General features: G+C 69.2%; 18 protein-coding genes and 1 riboswitch. Of the genes, 6 read left to right on the forward strand and 12 right to left on the reverse strand.

What is annotated here, in order from left to right; genetic code table 11:
• The first annotated feature begins 27 nt into the window (after positions 1–27).
• Positions 28–324, forward strand: coding sequence for a Dabb family protein (locus tag ABFX50_RS37130; protein WP_346153192.1), 297 nt, complete (start codon positions 28–30; stop codon positions 322–324).
• Here ABFX50_RS37130 and ABFX50_RS37135 read toward each other — a convergent pair.
• From ABFX50_RS37135 to ABFX50_RS37150, 4 genes are all read right to left on the reverse strand, one after another.
• A complete protein-coding gene (locus ABFX50_RS37135) occupies positions 321–1,328 on the reverse strand; it encodes a hypothetical protein (RefSeq protein ID WP_346153194.1) in 1,008 nt (335 codons plus the stop codon). The two genes, ABFX50_RS37130 and ABFX50_RS37135, sit on opposite strands and share 4 nt — an antisense overlap.
• A complete protein-coding gene (locus ABFX50_RS37140) occupies positions 1,325–1,828 on the reverse strand; it encodes an RNA polymerase sigma factor (protein ID WP_346153196.1) in 504 nt (167 codons plus the stop codon). Before ABFX50_RS37140 ends, ABFX50_RS37135 begins: the two co-directional genes overlap by 4 nt.
• 41 nt (positions 1,829–1,869) lie before the next feature.
• The gene (locus ABFX50_RS37145) at positions 1,870–2,094 is read right to left on the reverse strand and encodes a hypothetical protein (protein ID WP_346153198.1); all 225 of its coding nucleotides are present in this window, start codon (positions 2,092–2,094) and stop codon (positions 1,870–1,872) included.
• Positions 2,095–2,164: 70 nt separating this feature from the next.
• Complete coding sequence (locus ABFX50_RS37150; protein WP_346153200.1) at positions 2,165–2,848, reverse strand: MBL fold metallo-hydrolase; 684 nt, start codon at positions 2,846–2,848, stop codon at positions 2,165–2,167.
• Between the two features lie 102 nt (positions 2,849–2,950).
• Here ABFX50_RS37150 and ABFX50_RS37155 point away from each other — a divergent pair, with 102 nt between their 5' ends.
• Positions 2,951–4,102 (forward strand): alpha/beta hydrolase family protein, encoded by a 1,152-nt coding sequence (locus ABFX50_RS37155; protein WP_346153202.1) that lies wholly within the window; start codon positions 2,951–2,953, stop codon positions 4,100–4,102.
• 59 nt (positions 4,103–4,161) lie between these two features.
• On the opposite strand, the gene ABFX50_RS37160 is transcribed toward ABFX50_RS37155, so the two are convergent.
• Positions 4,162–5,967, reverse strand: coding sequence for an acyl-CoA dehydrogenase (locus tag ABFX50_RS37160; protein ID WP_346153204.1), 1,806 nt, complete (start codon positions 5,965–5,967; stop codon positions 4,162–4,164).
• Positions 5,968–6,069: 102 nt separating this feature from the next.
• Here ABFX50_RS37160 and ABFX50_RS37165 point away from each other — a divergent pair, with 102 nt between their 5' ends.
• Together ABFX50_RS37165 and ABFX50_RS37170 are read left to right on the forward strand one after the other, a co-directional pair.
• Entirely contained in the window at positions 6,070–6,876 is an 807-nt protein-coding gene (locus ABFX50_RS37165) for a class I SAM-dependent methyltransferase (RefSeq protein WP_346153206.1), read from the forward strand.
• 10 nt (positions 6,877–6,886) lie between these two features.
• Positions 6,887–6,947: riboswitch (guanidine-III (ykkC-III) riboswitch) on the forward strand.
• A gap of 22 nt (positions 6,948–6,969) precedes the next feature.
• The gene (locus tag ABFX50_RS37170; protein WP_346153207.1) at positions 6,970–7,293 is read left to right on the forward strand and encodes a DMT family transporter; all 324 of its coding nucleotides are present in this window, start codon (positions 6,970–6,972) and stop codon (positions 7,291–7,293) included.
• A 65-nt stretch (positions 7,294–7,358) separates the two neighbouring features.
• On the opposite strand, the gene ABFX50_RS37175 is transcribed toward ABFX50_RS37170, so the two are convergent.
• On the reverse strand, positions 7,359–7,802 hold the full coding sequence (locus ABFX50_RS37175; RefSeq protein ID WP_346153209.1) for a hypothetical protein: 444 nt from the start codon (positions 7,800–7,802) through the stop codon (positions 7,359–7,361).
• An 83-nt stretch (positions 7,803–7,885) separates the two neighbouring features.
• Between ABFX50_RS37175 and ABFX50_RS37180 the strand changes: the two genes are divergently transcribed.
• A complete protein-coding gene (locus ABFX50_RS37180; protein ID WP_346153211.1) occupies positions 7,886–8,797 on the forward strand; it encodes a GNAT family N-acetyltransferase in 912 nt (303 codons plus the stop codon).
• On the opposite strand, the gene ABFX50_RS37185 is transcribed toward ABFX50_RS37180, so the two are convergent.
• The 4 genes from ABFX50_RS37185 to ABFX50_RS37200 form a co-directional block, all read right to left on the reverse strand.
• On the reverse strand, positions 8,765–10,771 hold the full coding sequence (locus ABFX50_RS37185) for a molybdopterin-containing oxidoreductase family protein (RefSeq protein WP_346153213.1): 2,007 nt from the start codon (positions 10,769–10,771) through the stop codon (positions 8,765–8,767). The genes ABFX50_RS37180 and ABFX50_RS37185 overlap by 33 nt on opposite strands.
• A 51-nt stretch (positions 10,772–10,822) precedes the next feature.
• Positions 10,823–12,346, reverse strand: a complete 1,524-nt coding sequence (locus ABFX50_RS37190; RefSeq protein ID WP_346153215.1) for a M28 family metallopeptidase — start codon at positions 12,344–12,346, stop codon at positions 10,823–10,825.
• 78 nt (positions 12,347–12,424) lie between these two features.
• A complete protein-coding gene (locus ABFX50_RS37195; RefSeq protein WP_346153216.1) occupies positions 12,425–13,804 on the reverse strand; it encodes a M28 family metallopeptidase in 1,380 nt (459 codons plus the stop codon).
• A gap of 203 nt (positions 13,805–14,007) precedes the next feature.
• Entirely contained in the window at positions 14,008–15,369 is a 1,362-nt protein-coding gene (locus ABFX50_RS37200; protein ID WP_346153218.1) for a M28 family metallopeptidase, read from the reverse strand.
• 182 nt (positions 15,370–15,551) lie between these two features.
• Here ABFX50_RS37200 and ABFX50_RS37205 point away from each other — a divergent pair, with 182 nt between their 5' ends.
• The gene (locus tag ABFX50_RS37205) at positions 15,552–17,930 is read left to right on the forward strand and encodes a lysylphosphatidylglycerol synthase transmembrane domain-containing protein (protein WP_346153220.1); all 2,379 of its coding nucleotides are present in this window, start codon (positions 15,552–15,554) and stop codon (positions 17,928–17,930) included.
• A 14-nt stretch (positions 17,931–17,944) separates the two neighbouring features.
• Here the strand turns inward: ABFX50_RS37205 and mgrA are convergent, their stop codons facing one another.
• On the reverse strand, positions 17,945–18,940 hold the full coding sequence (gene mgrA / locus ABFX50_RS37210) for an L-glyceraldehyde 3-phosphate reductase (RefSeq protein WP_346153222.1): 996 nt from the start codon (positions 18,938–18,940) through the stop codon (positions 17,945–17,947).
• On the reverse strand, positions 18,937–21,000 hold the full coding sequence (locus ABFX50_RS37215) for a S9 family peptidase (RefSeq protein WP_346153223.1): 2,064 nt from the start codon (positions 20,998–21,000) through the stop codon (positions 18,937–18,939). The genes mgrA and ABFX50_RS37215 overlap by 4 nt, the downstream gene beginning before the upstream one ends.
• Positions 21,001–21,371 lie beyond the last annotated feature (371 nt).

Consider the following 21,371-nt stretch of genomic DNA (forward strand, 5'->3'; position numbering starts at 1 on the left):
CGCGCCTCAGGACACTAGGCTGGACGCATGATCCGCCACATCGTGCTGCTGACCTGGACCGACGACGCGACCGACGAGCAGAAGGCCGCCGTCGCCAAGCACCTGGGCGAGCTGCCCGCCGTCATCCCGCAGCTGCGCCGCTACGACCTCGGCAGCGACCTCGGCCTGGCCGCCGCGGGCAACTCCGACTTCGCCATCGTCGCCGAGTTCGACTCGGTCGCCGACTACGAGGTCTACCGCGACCACCCGCAGCACCACGCCGTGATCAACGAGCACATCGCCCCGATCAAGGCGGGCCGCGCCGCGATCCAGTTCGAGTTCTAGAGCCGGGCCGTACAGCGGACGCACTTGGCAGGCGGCACCGGCCGCACATCGCTCCAGCCCACCTTCCTGACGATCCCGGCGCGCCAGGCGGCGCCCTCGGGAGTCAGCCCTTGCCTCCCGAGGAACTGGCCGGTCCTACGGTCGATCACGAGCTGTCCTCCCTCGAATCGAAGGGCCAGCCCGTCGAGCCCGAACGTCCCTGGAACGCCGTCGACCACCTCGATCCCCGGCGCACGCGCCAGGAGAAGGTAGGCGGCCGCCCTGGTGCCAGGCGTCGCCGGTGAGTCGACGAGCCGCGAGGCGGCCCCCGCCAGCCACGCCTCGCGCTCGCCGGCCACCCGAGCGTCGTGGTGTTCCAGCAACCGCGCTCTGAGCGCCGCCGGCTCCTCGGGGAGGCTCCGCAGCTCCGTCAGCGTCGGCTTCAGCCCATCGGCGAGCTCCAACACCGAATCCAGGTCCGCGGAGGAGTATGCGGGCATGTTCTTGTCGCATCCCCGCGCGGGGCACAGCCTGGGTGAGCCGTCCCGTCGCCAGGCTTTCAGGCCCTCGGCTGTGTACGGCTTCGACGATATCGGCTCGCGCCAGCCGTAGACCTCGCGGTCGGGCCCGAGGGCGAGGACCTCCATGGCCCGTTCCTCGACCCTGTAGGGAGGGCCGTTCTTCGTCCGCATGACGTCCTCGATGTCTCGTCGCCAGTAGCGGCCCTTCGCCTCCGGCGTCGCCGCCAGCCTGGCCGCCGCAGCTTCGAGTTTCCGCATGGGTGTGACCGCGACCGGCTCCACCGCAGGTCGAGGGAGAAGGGCCACCACCGCGCCGACCGTGATCACGACGGCCGCCGCCGCGAGAGCCATCCCGGTCCACGCCCTCCGGCCTCTCCTGCTGCGGACGGCCACCGTGGCGGTCGCGCTCCCCCCGAACACGCGCTCCCTTGCCGCCAGACGGTTCTCGGGGGAGGAGGGCGGCACGTCCGGCATCACCGAGTCGATGACATGGAACTCGTTCATCCCAACACCTCACGCAGCTTGGTCCTGGCCCTGCTCAACCGGGAGGCGACCGTCCCCATGGCGATCCCGAGCGCCTCGGCCACCTCGTCGTAGCCCAGCCCGCCGTAGGCGACGAGCAGCACCACGTCGCGTTCACCCTGTGACAGCCGTGCCAGCGCCCCCGCCAGCCGGTCGACCGTCACGTCAGCGGAGAGCCTGTCCACTATCCGCTGGTCGGGCGCCTCCTCGTCGGGTGGTGGGCCTGTCCTGGCCAGCGCCCGGTACCTGCGCACCTCGGCGCGCCTGTGCCTGCCGATGAGGTTGGTGGCGATGCCGTACAGCCATGGTCTGACCCCGCCCACGACCGCGTCGAAGCGGTCGCGCTGCCTGAAGGCGATGAGGAACGTCTCCGCAGCGAGATCCTCGGCCACCCCGAGGTCGAGCCTGCGCGCGATGTAGCGCCGGATCTCCTCGTAGTGGGCTTCGAAGACGGCCTCGAAGACGTCAGGAGCAGTGATCACACCCTTGATTGCCCGCAAGGGCGCGATTCTTCCAAGAAATCTCAGACTTCAGGCGGATTGTTCTCCCTGTGCATCAGCCGGCCTTCGGAGGTGCTCCCGCGCCGGGGCGCCAGCACGACGCTCAGCACCACGCCGACCCCGCCGACGATCATGAAGATCACGCCGATCCTGTCCATGTGGACCGCGTTGCCGAAAACGTCAGGCTCGATCGCGAAACGGAGGATGGCGCCGAGCGTGAGAAAGAAGATGCTGACGCCTACGCCCATGACGACCTCCGGGGGAAAGGACCGCGTACGCACACCGTCATACCCGCTCACCGGTGATCACACCATGAGTTCAGGCGTGACAGGTCAGCGGCCGCCCGCCGTTGAGCGTGATCATGTCCAGCACGGCCGCGGTCAGGTCCACCTCGCCGCCCGAGACGTCGGCGTAGGCCCTGTGCAGGTTGCCGACGATGCGCTCGGGGTCGACCAGCCCGCCGTACTCGCCGAGATCGAGCTGCCTGGCCAGCTCCAGCGGGGAGAGGCCGGCCGCCATGCCCGCCTCCGCGCTCTCCTGGACGAAACGCAGGTAGCCGCGTACGGCGGCGATCGCCGACGGCCCGCAGACGTCGCCGTGGCCGGGGACGATCGTCTCCGCCCCGAGCGCCTCGAGCTGGTCGAGCGCGGACAGCGCGCCCTCCACCGAGCCCATCAGCACGAACGGCGTGCCGCCGTTGAACACCAGGTCGCCGGCGAACAGCACCCCGCGCGAGGGAATCCACACGAACGAGTCGTTGGTGGTGTGCGCGGCGAACCCCACGTGCCTGACCTCGCAGCGCAGGTCGTCGGAGTAGAGCGTCACCCCTTCGGTGTAGGTGAGGAAGGGCGGGGTGGGATCGAGCGTGCCCCACTCGACGTCGGACGACCACGCGCCCAGATAGGACGGCACGCCGTCGGCGATGATCTGCTCGCGGGTCCGCTCGTGCGCCACGATCGTCGCCTCGGGGAACAGGTGGTTGCCGAACACGCGTGGGGTCATGACGCGAACCTAACCCGCCCGAGCGGGACCTGACGAAAGTAGGGGTCGGGACCAGGCTTACGGCAGAGGTGGGCGGATGGCCCCGAAAGCCACAGTGAAGGCATGCGAAAGACATCGACCGCCCTGCTCGCCATCGCCGCCCTCCTGACCGCCCCGGCCGTGGCCCATGCCGACCCCGCACCCAAGGCGACCTTCGAGCTCCCCGCGCCCACGGGGCCGCACAGCCTGGGGGTGCGCGAGGTGCACCTGACCGACCAGGAGCGCGGCAGGGAGCTGATGATCAGCGTGTGGTACCCGGCCATGCAGGGGAGCGAGCCGCGCGCGCCGTACATGCGCCCGAAGACGGCGGACTACTTCGACGGCGCCGCCGCCGCCATGGGGCTGAAGCCAGGGCAGATCGACTGGGCGGCCGTCAGCACCCACGCCGGCACGGGGGCGCGGCCGAAGGGGCGGTGGCCGGTGGTGCTCTACTCCCCGGGCTGGGGATCGCTGCGCACGCTGGGCACCTCGACGGTGGAGGACCTGGCCAGCAAGGGGTACGTGGTGGTGACGGTGGACCACACCCACGAGGCGCCCATGGTGGAGTTCCCCGGCGGCAGGCTGGAGACGGCCAAGCCCGCCCAGGGCGACGACTACCTGAAGGCCGGGATGGAGACCAGGCGACAGGACATGCGGTTCGTGCTGGACCGGCTGTCCTCGCTGGACGGGCTCGGCCGGGCCATGGACCTGTCGCGGGTGGGCATGTTCGGCCACTCCTTCGGCGGGGACACCGCTGCCGAGGTGATGGCCACCGACCGGCGGGTCGACGCGGGAGCCGACCTGGACGGCTGGCTGGCCTACGACGTCGACGGCCGCCGGCCCACGCGGGCCGCCACCGAGGGCACCGCCAGGCCGTTCCTGCTGATGGGCTCGTCCGGCAGCACCCGCGACGGGCGGCCGAGGAGCCACCTGACCTCACCCGCGTGGAAGTCGTTCTGGGAGCACAGCTCCGGCTTCAAGCGCGACCTGCTGATGCCCGAGGCGATGCACTACAGCTTCACCGACCTCCAGGCCTTCCTGCCGCAGCTCGACGAGCAGCTCGAGATCGAGCCCGAGGTCAGGGCGAAGCGCATCGGGACCGTCGATCCTGGGCGCAGCGTCGCCTCCCAGCGCGCGTACCTGTCCGCCTTCTTCGACCAGACGCTCAAGCACCGGCCCCAGCGGCTGCTGCGCGGGGAGTCGGCGGAGCACCCGGACGTGACGTTCGTCCGCTGAAAGGCCGGGAAAACGCTCGCAGGGCCACCGAACGGCGACCCTGCGAGCGGGAGAGAGCCCTAGAAGGCCGCTTCAGGCAGGTCCATCAGGTCGAGGCCGGTGCTCTCCAGCACCCTGCGCTCGGCGGTGAGCCTGGGCAGCACGGTCGAGGCGAAGAACGAGGCGCCCGCGACCTTGCCCTGGTAGAAGGGGTCCTCGCCATCGGCCAGACGGCCCAGCGCGATCTCCGCCTGGCGCAGCAGCAGCCAGCCGATGATCAGGTCGCCCAGCGCCAGCAGGAAGCGGGTGGTGTTGAGCCCGACCTTGTAGACCTCGCGCGGAGCCTCCAGCGACCCGAGCGCCCATCCGGCCATCGTGTCGCCCATGGCCTTGACCTCGGCCGCGGCCTCGGCAAGCAGCTTGCGCTCCTGCTTCAGCCTGCCGTTGCCCGCCTCCGAGGAGGCGAAGGCGTTGATCTCGGCCATCAGCGAGCCGATCGCCGCGCCCTGGTTGCGCAGGATCTTGCGGAAGAACAGGTCGAGACCCTGGATCGCGGTCGTGCCCTCGTAGAGGGAGTCGATCTTGGCGTCGCGGATGTACTGCTCGATCGGGTACTCCTGCAGGTAACCCGAGCCGCCCAGGGTCTGCAGCGAGCGCGACAACATCTCATAGGAGCGCTCGGAGCCGACACCCTTGACGACGGGCAGCAGCAGGTCGTTCATGGCCTCGGCATGCTTGTCGCCGGGGTTGACCAGGAGCGTGTCCTGGAAGGTCGCCGTGTAGAGGACCAGCGCCCGCATGCCCTCGGCGTACGTCTTCTGCAGCATCAGCTCGCGGCGCACGTCGGGGTGGTGGGTGATGGTCACGCGCGGCGCGCTCTTGTCGGCCATCTGGGTCAGGTCGGCGCCCTGGGCGCGCGACTTGGCGTACTCCAGGGCGTTCAGGTAGCCGGTGGACAGCGTGGCGATGGCCTTGGTGCCCACCATCATGCGGGCGTGCTCGATCACCATGAACATCTGCTTGATGCCCTCGTGCACGTCGCCGACCAGGGTGCCGATCGCCGGGTGCTTGTCGCCGAAGGTGAGCTCGCAGGTCGTGGAGACCTTGAGGCCCATCTTCTTCTCGACGTTGGTGACGTAGGCGCCGTTGCGCTCGCCCAGGCTGCCGTCCTCCAGGTTCACGTGGTACTTGGGTACCAGGAACATCGACAGGCCCTTGGTGCCGGGACCGTGTCCCTCGGGCCTGGCCAGCACGAGGTGGAAGATGTTGTCGGACATGTCGTGCTCGGCGCTGGTGATGAAGCGCTTGACGCCCTCGATGTGCCAGGTGCCGTCGGGCTGCTGGATCGCGCGGGCGCGGCCCGCGCCGACGTCCGAGCCCGCGTCGGGCTCGGTCAGCACCATGGTGGCGCCCCAGTTGTTCTCGATCGCCAGCTCGGCGAAGCGCTTCTGCTCGGGGGTGCCGAGCTTCCACAGGGTGTAGGCGAAGTTGGGGCCCGCGGCGTACATGTAGAGCGCGGGGTTGGCGCCGAGCACCATCTCCGCGGTCGACCAGGCCAGCGTGCGGGGGATACCGGGGCCGCCGAGGTCCTGGGGGAGGTCCAGGTGCGCCCAGCCGCCCTCCATGAGCGCCTTGAAGGACTTCTTCACCCCGTCGGAGACCGTGACCGTCGACGTGGCGGGGTCGAAGACCGGAGGCGTGCGGTCGCCCTCCTCGAAGGAATCGGCGAGCACGCCGGTGGCAAGTCGGTTGACCTCGTCCAGGATGCTGCGGGCGACGTCTTCGTCCACTTCGGAGAAGGGGCCCGTACCGAGGATGTCGCCGCGTCCGAAGACCTCGAAGAGGTTGAACTCCAGGTCGCGCACGTTGCTCTTGTAGTGGCCCATGGCTGCTCTCTCTCCTTGAACCGAGGGGTGTTTGTACTGGCGAGTAACCTTACTCTCAATGCTACCCATGGGTAACCTCTCCTATGCACATACTCTCGACCCATGGATGCCGAAGCGCTGAACGAACGGTGGCGACAGCACCTGGCGTCGTGGGCCATCCCGCCGGAGATCCTCGCGGTGGCGCCCTCCGACCCCTGGGGGCACTCTCCTGCCCGATTCGCCGCGAGAACCGACCGCGCGGTGGCGGAGGCGGAGGGACCGACGCTGGCCAGGGTGGAGGAGGCGCTGCCTGACGGCGGCACGCTGCTCGACGTCGGCGCGGGCGCGGGTGCGGCCTCCCTGCCGCTGGCCGGGCGGATCGGCAGGCTGATCGCCGTCGACACCTCGCAGGCGATGCTCGCCGAGCTCGGGCTCAGGGCGGAGAAGGTGGGCCTCGAGACCACGATCGTCGAGGGCAGCTGGCCGGAGGTCGCCGATCGCGCGGGCACCGCCGACGTGGCGGTCGCCGCGCACGTCGTCTACAACGTGCCCGACCTGGCCGCCTTCTTCGTGGCCCTCGACGACCACGTCACCGGCAGGGTGGTCGTCGAGCTGCCCGACCGCCACCCGATGAGCTGGATGAACCTGCTCTGGGAGCACCTTCACGGAGTGCGGCGCCCGGTCAGGCCCATCGCGGAGGACGCGGTCGCGCTGGCCGCTGCGCTCGGCTTCGACGTGCGGGTGGAGGAGCGGGAGTCGCCGATCGAACGGTTCGACACGATCGAGGAGCTGGCCACGAGCGTGTGCCGCCGCGCCTGTCTCGACCCCTCACGCGAGGAGGAGGTGGCGCGCACCGCCATGGAGCTCGGCATGTGGCCGGTGCCGCGCGACCGGTGGGTGACGCTCTGGTGGAATCACCGCGGGCGTTGAGCCGTTGTCAGGAGTGAGCGACCCGCTCCCGGACGAGACGCGCCGTACCCGGAACGCCAAGACGACGCACCCCTTCGACAACAAGGAGTGCACATGGCCTGGGTCATTCTCATCGCCGCCGGCCTGCTCGAGGTCGTCATGGCCTACTCGCTGAAGATGAGCGAGGGCTTCTCCCACCTGTGGTGGGCGGTCAGCTTCCTGGTCTTCGCCGTCCTCAGCTTCGGCGCGCTGTCCTTCGCGCTCAGAAGCCTGGAGGTCGGCACCGCCTACGCCGTGTGGACGGGCATCGGAGCCGTCGGCACCGCCGCGCTCGGCATGCTGCTGATGGGCGACGACGTCTCGGCCGTCAAGCTGGGCTCGATCGCCTTCATCATCATCGGCGTCGTCGGCCTCAACCTCTCCGGCGCGGCCCACTGACGTCGGGTGGAGAAGGACGCCCGCGGGCGTCCTTCTCCCTGGTCCCGCGCTCTCTCGAGGACGGACTAGCGCGCCCTCCCCTTCATGGTGAGGGTGAGGATGCCCGCGATGAGGTAGACCAGCGCGCCGCGCCAGACGGAGTCCCACGCGGCACCGAAGATGCCCTCGCCGTCGATGACGAGCTGGACGGGGTAGGTCAGGACCGCGGTGAGGCCCGCCGGCAGGAGCGCGAACTTCCACGGGTGCTGGAGCGACCAGGTGCGCGCCTGCCTGGTGACCCTGTCGCCCTCCTGGGGCTTGGCCACCGCGCCGATGGCGGCGATGAGGGCGAACAGGCTGATACCGAGGCCGAGGGCCCACGGCAGGTCGGCGGATCCCGGCAGGATCACGCCCATGCCGTAGCTGGCCGCGGCGACCACGCCGCCGCCCACGGCGGCGGCCTTCCAAGGGGCGCCACGCAACGCGGCGCCGGACAACGACAGTTCTTCGCGTCGAGAGAGCTCGTTCATAACCCCAGGGTGCCTTTTCGCGCCCCTTGTCCGCATCGGGGATCGACCCTGATAGTTCCCCGAGGATGCGCCATGATTCGGACATGCAGGAATTCACCATCGAACGGCTCGGACCGGGTGACGAGGACCGGTTGCGCGAGATCAGGCTCCACGCGCTGGCCGACGCGCCGACCGCCTTCGCCTCCACCCATGACAAGGAAGTCGCCTACCCCCGCGACAAGTGGGCCGAGCGCCTGGCCGACCCCGACTCCGCCTGGTTCGTGGCCGCCGACGTCGGCCTGGTCTGCGCCAGGCAGGAGCACGAGGGGGAGGTCCACCTGCTGTCGATGTGGGTGGCGCCGCGGGCCAGGGGGACGGGCCTGGCCGGTCGCCTGGTGGACGAGGTCATCGCCTGGTCCAAGGCGCGAGAGGCCCACGAGATCGGCCTGTGGGCCGTCGACGACAACCTCGACGCCCGCGCGCTCTACGCGCGCAAGGGCTTCCTGCCCAGCGGCGAGGTCATGGCGCTGCCGTCCCATCCGGAGCTGATGGAGTCGCGCTACGTGCTCTCCCTGGTCTTCCGTACGGCCCGCGCCGACGACCTGCCCGCCATCGTCGCGCTCATCACCGACGACGCGATCGCCGCGGCCCGTACCGGCGCGTACGGCGAGGAGCACCTGGCCGCCTTCGAGGACATCGAGGCCGACCCCAACAACGAGCTCATCGTCGCCGAGCTGAAGGGCGAGGTCGTCGGCACGATGCAGCTCACCTACATCCCCGGCATCTCCAGGCTCGGCGCCACACGCCTGCAGGTGGAGGCGGTCAGGATCGCCGGGCACCTGCGAGGGCAGGGCTGGGGCCGCAGGATGATGGAGTGGGCGCACGCCAAGGGCAGGGCGCGCGGCTGCGCGATGGTGCAGCTCACCTCCGACAAGCGGCGTGAGGACGCGCACCGCTTCTACCGCTCGCTCGGCTACGCCCAGTCACACGAGGGGTTCAAGCTCCAGCTCGACTAGGTTGTCGTGGTAGACGGCGCCCTTGCCCATGTCGGCGTCGCGCTCGTCGACCACGGCGTTCGGGTTGGCCCCACCGGTCGTGAGCTTCGGCCACCGGCCCTTCGGGCTGGCCACCACGCCCTTGGCCACCCTGTCGCTGACCTCCACGTCGGCCAGGAAGTAGCCGTTGTGGTTGACCACGCGCACCCGCCGGCCCGTCGACAGGCCGCGCGCCGCCGCGTCGGCGGGGTTGACCAGGACGACGGGCTCCTTGGCGCGGCGCAGCAGCTCGGGGTTGTTGGCGAAGGTCGAGTTGAGGAAGGTGTGGGCCGCGGGGGTGATGAGCGTGAGCCTGTCGCCCGCCGTGCGGGAGGAGAGAGAGGGGACGAAGGCCTTCCCTCTCCTGGGGAAGCGGAGCCTGCCCGACGGGGTGGGGAAGCCGTCGGCGAAGGGGGCGAAAGGCTGCGGGTAGCTCATCCGCATCCAGCCCTCCTTGCGCAGGCGGTCGAGGGTGATGCCCTCGAGTGAAGGGTGGCCGCTCGACAGCAGGTCGGCGGCGAGCTCCAGGTCCGAGTCGTACAGGGAGGGCTCGGTGAGCCCCATGTGGGCGGCCAGGCGGCGGAAGGTCTCGGTGGTCGACAGCGCCTCGCCGGCGGGGGCGACGGCGGGCTCGTTCCACAGCAGGTACATGTGGCCGTACCCGGCGTGCAGGTCCATGTGCTCGGTCTGCATGGTCGCGGGCAGCACGATGTCGGCGTAGTCGACGGTGTCGGTGGGGAACTGCTCCATGACGACCGTGAAGAGGTCTTCGCGGGCCAGCCCCTTCCTGATCCTGTTGCTGTCGGAGGTGGAGGCCAGCGGGTTGGCGGCGTAGACCCAGAGGCACTTGACGTCGTCGAGCTCGGAGGCCAGCCGCGTCATGTACCTGGTGCGCACCGGCGCGGCCAGGAGGTCGTTGCGCTTGTCGATCTTCAGGTGGACGTGGCCGCTGGTGGAGTAGGCCACGCCGCCGCCCGGATGGCGCCAGTCGCCCGTCACGCCCGGGATCGAGGCGATCGTCCGCATGGCCGCGCCGCCGCCCTCGTGCCGCTGGATGCCCATCGTGGCGCGGATGGCGGTGGGACGGGTGTGGGCGAGCTTCGTCCCCAGCCTGTGGATGGCCTCGGCGGGGATCCCCGTGACCTCGGCGGCCCGCTCGACGGGCCAGTCCATGATCTCCTCGCGGAAGTCCTCCCAGCCTTCGGTGTGCTGGGCCAGGTACTCCTCGTCCTGCGCGTTCTCGGCCAGCACCACATGGAGCAGCCCGAGCGCGAGCGCCGCGTCGGTGCCGGGCCTGATGGCCAGGTGCTCGTCGGCCTGGTCGGCCGTCCTGGTGCGGATCGGGTCGATCGCCACGACGTGGGCGCCGGCGGCGCGGCCGTCCTGGATGAACTTCCACAGGTGGTGGCCGCTGGTGAGCGTGTTGGTGCCCCACAGGAGGATGAGCTTGGCCTGGGCGAAGTTCTCAGGGTCCATGCCGCCCGCGGTGCCCTGGGCGCGCGCCAGACCGAGGCTGCCGGCCACCGAGCAGATGTTCAGCGAGTGCTTGGAGGCGCCGAGCACGTTCCAGAACCTGCGCCCCGCCACACCCTCGCAGCCCTGCAGGTAGCCGAGGGAGCCGGTGCCGAGATAGGGCCAGATCGCCTCGCCGCCGTGCTCGTCCACGATGCCGCGCAGCCTGGTGGCGATCTCGTCGAGCGCCTCCTCCCAGCTGATGCGCTCGAACTGCCCCGAACCCTTGGGCCCCGTACGGCGCAGCGGATGAAGGATTCTGTCCTGCGCCTGCGTGTGCTCGAGATAGCGGTTGACCTTCACGCACAGCGCGCCCCGCGTGTACGGCTGGTCGGGGTTGCCGCGCATCTTCACGGCCTTGCCGTCCTCGACGGTCACGACCCAGGAGCACGTGTCGGGGCAGTCAAGCGGACATGCCCCCAGAACTCGCAGTTCACCCGACATGGCATCGAGTGTAGGCGCAGCGCCCCAGAGGGACGCTGCGCCGGTCCGTCGTCAGCTCTGCGAGGAAGGCGCCTCGTCGACGAGCTTGGCCCTGACCCCCACACCGGGGGAGTGCGGGCCGTTGATCTTCGAGGGGTCGAAGGCGTAGGTGCCCACGAGCGTGGCGATCGCGTCGGCGTTGACGTCGAGCGCGGTGTCGTTGATGTTCCTGATGTCGTCGCACGCCTGGTGGTAGCAGCGGTCGTAGCGCTCGCCCGCCGTGCCGCCCCACTTGGCGACCTCCTCGGGCGTCTTGCGCTTCTCCGCCCCCGTGAACAGACCGCCGGCGGGGATGCCGACCGCGATGAAGGGGCCGTAGTCGGAACGGCCGTCGAAGTCGGTGCCCTTGGAGGCCAGACCGCGCGAGGCGTAGAACTCCTCGAAGTACTTCTCGATCTGCGCCGAGCCCTCAGGGCCAGGACCCGCGCCGACACCGTCGGAGTCGTCGCCGTCGTAGACGTGGTAGACGTAGTTCGGCGAGGCGACCATGTCGAAGTTCAGGTAGAGGGCGATGTCGGCCCGCTCCTGTTCGGTCAGGTTCGCCACGTAGTGCTCGGCCCCGAGCAGACCGAACTCCTCGCCGCCCCAGAAGGCGAAGCGGACCTTGTTCTCCGGCCTCGACTTGGCCATCTGCAGCGCCACCTCGAGGATCGCGCCGACACCTGAGCCGTTGTCGTTGATGCCGGGGCCGTCCTCGACCGAGTCGAGGTGACCGCCGACCATCACCACGTTGTCGTCACGCCCGTGCCGCGTCTCGGCGAGCACGTTGTAGGTGGTGTAGGACTTCGTCACCGTCTCCCACGAGAAGGTGAACCCGACCTCCGCGCCCGGCGTGGCCGCCAGGTCCCTGCCCGTCCAGTAGCTGGCGAACAGCACGGGCAGGTCGGAGGGGCCGCCGAGGTCGGGGTTGACGTCCGCCTCCGTACGTCCCTCCTGGCCCTCGTTGAACAGCACGACCCCGGAGGCGCCCGCGGCCTTGGCGTTGGCGACCTTGACGGAGAAACCGCAGGTGCCGCGCTGGATCAGCGCGAAGTTGCCCGGCGTGAACCCGGCGAAGTCGGCCGCCTCGCACCCCGAGGTCGAGGAGTTGGGCGCGGGCCCCGGCGGGATCATCACGTCGACGGCCTGGACCTTGCCGGAGAACGTGCCCTCGGCGGTGTGCCCCGACGGCGTCCAGTCCAGCCCCAGCGCGAAGACCTGAGGGCTGGGCGACTTGCGCTCGAAGACCGGCTTGGTCTTGAACTCGAGGTTCTCGAAGGTGAACTTCTGCGTCGAGACCTTGTAGCCGGCCAGGCGCAGCAGCCCGGCGACGTAGTCGCGCGACAACTCGTAACCGCGGGTGCCGTCCACGCGGGTGTTGCCGTTGGCCTTGGCGATCAGGTCGAGGACCTTGAGGTGCCGCTTGACGTTCTTGCCGTTGACGGCCTTGACGAGCTTGCGGACCGAGTTGTTGTTCGGGTCGGCGTGCGCGGCCGTGCCCGTGATGGCGAGAGGTGCGATGAGAACGGCCGTGACCAGCGCGGCTCTGAGCTTCATGAGACTCCTCGATGACGAACGGTCCCCCGAGAGCGCGAGCCCTGCGGCCCGCGCGGGTGCGCGGGCCGCAGGTCGGATCTAGCTGAGCTCGACCTTGTCGTGGTCGTGGACGACCGCGGCGCGGGTGGCGGCGGCCTTGTGCGCCTTGCCCGGCGCGTGGATGCCGTTGACGGCCTCGGTGTCGAAGGCGTAGGTGCCCATCAGCATCGCGATCGCGTCGGAGTTGACGTCGAGCGCGGTGTCGTCGATGTTCTTGATCGTGTCGCACGGCGCGTGGTAGCAGGGGTCGTACTCGATCCCGGCCGTGCCGCCCCAGATCGCGGCCTCCTCGGCGGTCTTGACCTTCTCCGCGCCCGTGAACAGGCCCCCGCCGGGGATGCCGGCGTCGATGAAGGCCTTGTAGTCGGAGCGGCCGTCGAACTCGCTGGCCTTGGACTGCAGGCCGCGCGAGGCGTAGAAGGACTGGAAGTCCTTCTCGATCTGCGCCGAGCCCTCGGGGCCTGGAACGCCGAACACGTCGCCGTCGCCGTCGTACACCTGGTAGACGAAGTTCGGCGAGGCGATCATGTCGAAGTTCAGGTAGAGGGCGATGTTGGCCTTGTCCTGCTCGCTCAGGTGGTCGACGTAGTACTGCGAGCCGAGCAGGCCGAACTCCTCGCCGCCCCAGAAACCGAAGCGGACCTTGTTGCCGGTCTTGTGCTTGGCCATCTGCAGCGCCACTTCCAGCACGCCGCCGACGCCCGAGCCGTTGTCGTTGATGCCGGGGCCCTCCTGCACCGAGTCGAGGTGCGCGCCCGCCACCACGACGTTGTCCCCGCGGCCCCAGCGGGACTCGGCGATGACGTTGGAGGTGGTCCTGGTCTCGACCAGCTTGTCGAAGGACAGGCTGACCGTGGTGCCCGGCTTGGATGCCAGCTCGTCGCCGACGGCGAAGCTGGTGAAGAACACCGGAACGGGAACGTTCTCCCCGATGCCGGGGTTGACCCGTGCGGTGGTGCGGCCTGGCTGGCCCTCGTTGAAGAGGATCACCGCGGAGGCGCCTGCCGCCACGGCGTTGGCCACCTTCAGCGCGAAGTCGCAGGTGCCGCGCTGGACGAGCGCGATGTTGCCCGCGGTGAAGCCGGCGAAGTCGCTCGCCTCGCAGCCGGACGTCGAGCCGGGCGTGGCCGGCGGCGGCAGCACGACGTCGACCGCCTGCACCGGTGCGGTGACGGTGCCCGCGGAGCTCGCGCCCACCTCGTGGAACTCCGTCACATGGGCGAAGGTCTTGGGCTCAGGTGCGGTGCGCTTGAGTACTGGCGGGGTCTTGTAGCCCTCGAACTCGAACTCGAAGGGCTGGATGGTCACCTTGTACCCCGCCAGGCGCAGCACCGAGGCCACGTAGTCGCGGGAGAGCGCGTAGCCGCGTGTCCCGTCGACGCGAGTATTGCCGTTCGCCTTACCGATCAGGTCAAGCACTTTCAGATGACGCTTGACGTTTTCACCCTTGACCGCGCTCACCAGCTTGCGCGCCGAATTGCTCGGCGAGTCGGCGTGGGCCGTGCCCGCCATAGTCAGCGGCGCGATGAGAACGGCGGCCAGCAGGCCCTTACCCAGGCGAGAACGTCCTAAAGATCCACTAAAAGCTAAGCGCATGCACGGAAAGGTATATTGGCGAACCTTTACGGAGAAGATGCCGACTGCATTTCGTTACCAATCCCGGCGAATGTGGTTATCACGGTCGCCACAGCGTCGGCCGAAACATCCAGGGCATAGGCGTTGACGTTCCTCAGGTTGTCGCACTCCCTGTGGTAGCAGCTGTCGAACGGGACGCCTGCCGTCCCACCGAAGGCATTGGCCTGGTCCTGCGTCTTGAAGCCCTCCGCGCCGGTGAACAGTCCGCCCGCGGGGATGCCCGCCTCGATGAAGGGGCCGTAGTCGGAGCGTCCGGAGAAGTCGGTTCCCGTGTACGGCAGGCGCCGCGAGACGAAGAAGTCCTCGAAGGCCCGCTCGATCCGCGCCGACCCCGCGGGGCCAGGACCCTGCCCCACCCGGTCGGAGTCGTCGCCGTCATAGATGCCGAAGATGTGGTTGGGCGAGGCGGCCATGTCCAGGTTGAGATACATGTCGATCTTGGCGCGCTCGGCGGCGGGGAGGGTGTTCACGTAGTACGAGGACCCGATCAACCCCAGCTCCTCCGCGCCCCACCAGGCGAAACGCACCGCCCGGTGGGGGTACCGCGCCGCCATCCTGATCGCGATCTCGAGGATGGCCGCGCTTCCCGAGCCGTTGTCGTTGAGGCCGGGCCCCGCCTCGACCGAGTCGAGGTGCGCGCCCACCATCACCACGTCGTGGGTCGCCCCCGTCCTGGTCTGGGCGATCACGTTGTGCGAGGTCATCCTGCGGATCTCGGTCCTGGTGGCCACGGTCACCAGTCGCGCGTTCGCCACCGCCGCGCCCTGCGTGGCGTCGACGCCGACGATCGGGATCTTCTGGGGAGCGCCCGTGTTGCCGTCGAAGGCGCCGCCCTGGTTGACCACGACCAGCGCCTTGGCCCCCGCGGCCGAGGCCCTCGCCGCCTTGGTCCCGAACGTGCACAGCCCCCTGTCGACCACCGCCACTGCGCCGGGCTCGAATCCCGCGAAGTCCGTGTCGTCGCAGCCCATGCCCACTCTGTCAGGCTTCGCCGTCACCTCCCCCGCGCCCGAATGGGCCAGGGTGGAGACGTTGCCGAGGTCCTTGCCGTCCGCCGCGAGGGCCCCGGGGGTCAGCTGTCTGTAGACGTCGAAATGGAAGGGCTGGAGCTCGACCTTGTAGCCTGCCTCCAGCAGCCGTGCCGCGACGTAGTCGGTGGAGGCGTCATATCCGGACGTGCCCGCTGCCCTGCTGCCTCCATGGGCGTCGGCGATGGCCTGGAAGGCCTGCAGATGCGCGAGCACATTGCCGATCTTCACATCGTCGGCGAGTGTCGCGTCCGGCGCGGCGACGGCCAGCGCGACGAGCAAATGGGTGATCATGCGGGCCAGCGTGGCAAGCTTTCTCACCGGGGTATGGCAAGGCACGTCGAGCTGGCAGAGACGTTACCCGGTGGAGTGACCACAGTGGCGATTGTGGACACTTGAGGCCAATGATCGCACGGTCCAGTCGGAAAGAGGCAGAATCGCTGTCGGTGGCAGACATTACGGAAAGCGAGAAAACGACCGACCCCTCGGAGGGGGGCGCGGCCGTGTCTGAGGCGCGCGACGAAACAGTCGTCTTCGTCGTCGAACCGCTCCTCCCGCAGCGGCTGCGGCGGCCGTCCGACGCCCTGCGCTTCCTCGCCACGCTCCTGGTGCTGAGCGCGGTCATCCTGCTCATGCTGGTGGCCCAGCAGACCCTCATCGGGCTCGAACAGGACGTCACCGAGGGCACCGACCGCGCCCCCGCCCTGCTGGCGGGCATCGCGACCTTCCTCAGTGGCGCCGCCGTGCTCGTCGTGCCCACCGCCTTCGCGGTCGAGCGGGTCTTCCACCGCGACGGGCTGCGCGTGGCCGAGGGGTTGATAGCCGCCATCCTCGGCATGGCGGGCTCCTACCTGATCGGCCAGTGGCTGGTCACGGCGGGCCCCGACGACCTGGCCACGCTGCTCACCGGCGCCCGCGACCTCGAACCGCTCAACGCGCTGCTCAGCTCGGTCATCGCCTACGCCACCGCCGTCCGCATCTCGCGCAGGCCCACCTGGCGCGCGCTGATGTGGACGGTCACCGCCCTGTCGATCTTCTCGCTGTTCACCGGCAAGCAGATCACGCTGCCGAGCGCCATCGTCACCCTCCTGTTCGGCATGGCCGTCGGCTACGCCACCCTGTACGGCGTCGGCAGCCCGAACACGCGCCCACCCGGTAACGCCGTCATCGCGGCGCTGCGCAAGCTGTCCTTCTCGCCGATCTCCGCCAGGCGCATCGACGACGACCACCAGGGCAGCCGCCGCTACGCCATCGGCCTGTCCGACGGCTCCAGCCTCGACGTCACCGTGCTCGACCGCGACAGGCAGGTGGCGGGCCTGCCGTACCGGCTGTGGCGCAGGATCAGGCTCCACTCCGAGACCAGACGGCGGGCCATCCGCTCGCTGCGCGCGGAGCTGGAGCGCGAGGCGCTCATGGCCTACGCCACCCAGGCGGCGGGCGCCAACACCCCGCGCCTGCTCGGCACCAGCGAGATCGGCACCGAGGCCGCGCTCCTGGCCTACGAGCACCTCGAGACGCGCGCCCTCGACCAGCTCGACGACAGCGAGATCACCGACGACCTGCTCGCCCAGATCTGGGAGCAGGTGCTGCTCCTGCAGATGCAGCGCCTGGCCCACAGGCGGCTGACCGGCGACAGCATCCACCTCGACCGCGAAGGACGCGTCGTCCTCACCGACCCGCGCAGCGGCGAGGTGGCGGCCGGCGACCTGCTGCTGCGCATCGACATCGCCCAGCTGCTCACCTACCTCGCGCTGCGGGTCGGCGCCGAGCGCTCGGTCAGGGCGGCGGCGGGCGTGCTCGGCCCCGACGCCCTCGGCGGCGCGCTGCCCCTGCTCCAGCGCATCGCGCTGACCAGGGAGACCAGGGCGGCGCTGTCGAAGAACAAGGAGCTGCTCCCGGGCGTCCGCGAGCAGATCGAGGCGCTGACCCCGCAGGCCGAGGTCGAGGAGGTACGGCTCGAGCGGTTCAAGCCGCGCACCCTCGTCACCATCATCGCCAGCACGCTGGCCGCCTACTTCCTGCTCTCCCAGCTCAGCAGGGTCAACCTGCTCCAGGTCATCACCACGGCCGAATGGGGCTGGGGCGTGCTCGCGCTGGCCGCGTCGGGCGTGAGCTTCGTCGCCGCCGCGCTCATGATCAGAGGGTTCGTGCCCGAGCCGCTGCCGCTCGGCCGTACGGTGCTCGTGCAGTTCGCCTCGTCGTTCGTGAAGCTGGTGACCCCTCCCGCGGTGGGCGGCGTCGCCATCAACACCCGCTACCTGCAAAAGCGCGGCGTGCCACCCGCGCTGGCCGTCGCCAGCATCGGCGCCTCCCAGGTCATCGGCCTGGCCAGCCACATCCTGCTGCTGCTGCTGTTCGCCTACATCACGGGCTCGAACACGACCACGTCGTTCGCCCCCTCCCGAGGGCTGCTCGTCGCGGTGCTCGCCGTGGCGGTGCTCATCGTGATCCTGCTCGGCGTGCCGCCGGTGCGCCGCATGGTCACCAGACGGCTGAAGTCGCTCTTCTCCAACGTCGTGCCGCGCCTGCTCGACGTCCTCCAGTCGCCGCGCAAGATCGCCGAAGGCTTCGGGGGGATCCTCTGCCTCTCGCTGACCTTCGTGGTCTGCCTCTACGCGTGCGTGCGCGCCTTCGGCGGCGACACGGGCTTCACCACGGTGGCGGTGGTCTACCTGACGGCCAACGCGATCGGCTCGGCCGCGCCCACACCTGGCGGTCTGGGCGCGGTCGAGGCGTCACTGGCCCTCGGCCTCACGGTGGCGGGGGTGCCCGCGGAGTTCGCGACCTCCTCGGTGCTCCTCTACCGGCTGCTCACCTTCTGGCTGCCGGTGCTGCCTGGCTGGGCCTCCTTCACCTACCTCCAGCGGCACGAAGCTCTGTGAGGAAGGCGCCGCGCTCACGCAGGCGACGAAGCCGGCCTCGTGAGCTTGTCGATCCGCTGGAGTTCGTCCTCGGTGAAGGCGGGGCCTTCCACCGCGGCCAGGTTGACCTCCAGCTGCTCGACGCTGCTCGCGCCGATCAGCACGCTGGTCACCCTCGGATCCTTCAGCACCCACGACAGCGCCATCTGAGCCAGCTTCTGCCCGCGTGACGACGCGATCTCGTCGAGGTCGCGGGCCAGCTCCGTGTCGATCCTCTCGGCCGGCAGGAACCTGCTCGTCGCCGCCCGCGAGTCGGCGGGCACGCCGCCGAGGTAGCGATCGGTCAGCAGCCCCTGGGCGAGGGGAGAGTAGACGATGCAGCCGATGCCCTCCTCCTCCAGCGTGTCCAGCAGCCCGTCCTCGACCCACCTGTTGATCATCGAGTAGGACGGCTGGTGGATGAGGAGCGGCGTGCCGAGCTCGCGCATGATCCTGGCCGCCTGCGTGGTCTGCTCGGCCGAGTAGTTCGAGACGCCCGCGTACAGCGCCTTGCCCGAGCGCACCGCCCGGTCCAGCGCGCCCATCGTCTCCTCCAGCGGCGTCTCAGGATCGGGACGGTGGCTGTAGAAGACGTCGACGTAGTCGAGGCCCATGCGCTGGAGCGACTGGTCGAGGCTGGCCAGCACGTACTTCCTCGAACCCCACTCCCCGTACGGCCCAGGCCACATGTCGTACCCGGCCTTGGTGGAGATGATCAGTTCGTCGCGGTAGGGCAGGAAGTCCTGCGCGAAGACGGCGCCGAAGTTCCGCTCCGCCGAGCCGTACGGCACGCCGTAGTTGTTGGCCAGGTCGAAGTGCGTGACGCCGCGGTCGAAGGCGGCGCGCAGGATCTTCCTCGAGTTCTCGATCGGCCGGTCGTCGCCGAAGTTGTGCCACAGGCCGAGGGAGACCTGCGGGAGCTTGAGCCCGCTCCTCCCACTGCGCACGTACGGCATCTTCTCGTAGCGGTCCTGCGCCGCGATGTAGCTCACTTCGTCCCCCTTTCGATGATCCAGGACAGCGCGAACGCCTCTTCCTTCCAGGCGTCGTAACGGCCGCTGCGCCCGCCGTGCCCCGCGCCCATCTCCGTCTTGAGCAGGAAGGGGCCGCCCTGGGCGGTGGCCCGAAGCCGCGCCACCCACTTGGCAGGCTCGTGGTAGAGCACCCTCGTGTCGTTCAGGCTGGTGATCGCCAGGATCGGCGGGTACGTCTTGGCCTCGACGTTCTCGTAGGGGGAGTACCCCTTCATGTAGGCGTAGACGTCCGCGTTGTGCAGCGGGTCGCCCCACTCGTCCCACTCGATCACGGTCAGCGGGAGCGTCGGATCGAGGATGGTGTTGAGCGCGTCGACGAACGGCACCTCGGCCACCACGCCCGCGAACTCCTCGGGAGCGAGGTTGGCGACCGCGCCCATCAGCAGGCCGCCCGCCGATCCGCCCCTCGCGATGATCCTGTCGCTCCAGCCGGTCGCCTTGAGGTGCCTGGCGGCGGCGACGAAGTCGGTGAAGGTGTTCTTCTTCCTGGTGAGCTTGCCCTCCTCGTACCACCTGCGGCCCATCTCGCCGCCGCCCCTCACGTGCGCGACGGCGAAGGCGAAGCCGCGGTCGAGCAGGCTGAGCCTGGCCACGGAGAAGCTCGGGTCGATGGAGGTCTCGTAGCTGCCGTAGCCGTACAGGAGGGTGGGGGCAGGCTTGCCCGCGTCCTTCCTCTTCACGATCGAGATCGGCACCTTGGTGCCGTCCTCGGCCGTCGCCCACTCGCGGAACTGCTCGTACTCGCCGGGGTCGTAGCCACCGAGCACGGGGCGCTGCTTCAGCAGGATCAGCCGCCTGGTCTCGAGGTCGTAGTCGTAGACGCTGGGCGGGGTGACCATGCTGGTGTAGCCCAGCCGCAGGCGCTCGGTCGTGAACTCGGGGTTGCCCGCGGGGCCGACGTCGTAGAGCGGCTCGGGGAACTCGATCTCGTACGCGTCGCGGTCCTGCAGCGGGTAGGGGAGGATGCGGATCCCGGTCAGGCCGTCGCGGCGGAAGTGGACGACCGCGTGGGAGGCGAACGCGTCGACCTCCAGCAGCCGGGTGTCCTCCCGGTGGGCGATGAGCGGGGTCCATACACCGGGGTCGTCGAGAGGCGCGGTGGCGAGCTCGAAGTTCTCCGCGTTCTCGTTGTGCAGGACGAAGAAGTGGTCGCCCGCGTGCTCGATGCCGTACTCCACACCGGTGACGCGCGGGCGCACGACCTTGAACTCGCCCGTCGGGTCGTCGGCGTCGAGGATGCGGACCTCGCTGGTGATCTTGCTGCCCGCGCCGAGGACGAGGTACTTCTCGCTGCGGGTCAGGCCGATGCCGACCCAGAACCGCTCGTCGGTCTCCTCGTAGACGAGCACGTCGTTGTCGGCGCTGTCGCCGAGGGTGTGCCGGTAGACCTGGTAGGGACGCCAGGCGTCGTCGATCCTGGTGTAGAAGAACGTGGTGCCGTCGGCCGACCAGGTGCCGCCGTAGAAGACGCCGCTGATCTCGTCGGCGAGCTTCTCTCCCGTCTGCAGGTCCTTGAAGGACAGCGTGAAGCGCTCGTCGCCCTTGTAGTCGGTGGAGTAGGCCAGGAGCTTGCCGTCGGGGGTGACGGCGCTGGTGCCGATCGAGAAGAAGTCGCTGTCGCCGGCCAGCTCGTTGCCGTCCAGGAGCACCTGCTCGCCAGGGAGCGTGCCGTCGGTGGTGACCACCGGCGGCGTGTCCCCCTCGGCGGGGACCCGGCAGGAGATGCCGTACTGCTTGCCCTCCTGGGTGCGCGAGAAGTACCACCAGGCGCCCTTGCGGCTGGGGACGGACAGGTCGGTCTCCTGCGTACGGCCTTTGATCTCCTGGAAGACCTGCTCCTGGAGCTCCTCCAGGTGTCCGGTCTCCTGTTTGAGGAAGTCGTTCTCCTGTTGGAGATAGGCGATCGTGTCAGGGTCTTCCTTGTTGGTGAGCCACGCGTATTCGTCGATCACGGTGTCGCCGTGATGGGTGCGCTCGCTCGGTACCTTCTTCGCCAGAGGCGGGATGTGGCTGCTCACCTGGCCGAGTCTACGTTTAGCGTCCCGAGCGCTCGGGAGCGCTGCTAATCTTTAGAAGCCGACGCGGTGCGGCGCAACCATCTGGTGGCGGAACCGCAGGACGTCGGCACTCCCTTCTGGCGCAGCGGTTCTGAAGATCGGTTCGCGGATCGACTGAAGAGCTGTAAGTTAGAGGGGTTGCCCCGGAGACGGGGTGGTCGAAATTCTAGCGAGTCTGACCGGTTTGACATCAAATCGGACGAACTGCTAAGATGGAGACATAACGAAGCGAGTACCACCGGGTGGGTGACGGTGAATGCGTCCGTTTCTTGAGAACTCAACAGTGTGTTAAAAGCCAGTGCATGATGCACAACCCCGTCCATTGGACGGAT

It is taken from the genome of Nonomuraea recticatena, assembly GCF_039533245.1.
Classification (GTDB): domain Bacteria; phylum Actinomycetota; class Actinomycetes; order Streptosporangiales; family Streptosporangiaceae; genus Nonomuraea; species Nonomuraea roseola.